Source organism: Xanthomonas sp. SHU 308 (genome assembly GCF_000364645.1).
GTDB lineage: Bacteria > Pseudomonadota > Gammaproteobacteria > Xanthomonadales > Xanthomonadaceae > Xanthomonas_A > Xanthomonas_A sontii.
The window spans coordinates 1-374 of the sequence record NZ_AQOK01000775.1; the positions used below are offsets into that span (position 1 = coordinate 1).

At 77.8% G+C, this 374-nt stretch carries 1 pseudogene; it reads left to right on the forward strand.

Going from position 1 to position 374, the window contains the following annotated elements:
* Positions 1-374 (forward strand): annotated as a pseudogene (locus tag D588_RS25715) (TIGR04222 domain-containing membrane protein); the annotation flags it as partial.

Consider the following 374-nt stretch of genomic DNA (forward strand, 5'->3'; position numbering starts at 1 on the left):
CGCGGCCGCCCGCGCCGGCACCTCGCCAGGCACGCACGCGCCGCACCGCGCCCACGCGCGGCGGCATCGCCCTGTGGGGCTGGATGCTGGGCGTTGCCCTGCTGTTCGCGGTGCTCTGGCAGCGCCACGGCCCGCTGTCGCCGCTGCACTGGCCGGGACCGCCATTCCTGCTGCTGTTCCTGGCCGGCATTGGCCTGGCCTGGAGCCTGGGCGCGCGCCTGCGCCTGATGGTGCGCGGACTGCGCCGCGCCGCGCTCGACACGCCGCTCGACGCCACCGAACTGGCCTATCTGGCCGGCGGCAGCGAGCGCGTCGCCGACCAGCAGCTGGCCCTGCTGCTGGCGGCCGGCGCGGTGCGCCTGCAGGCGGAGCCA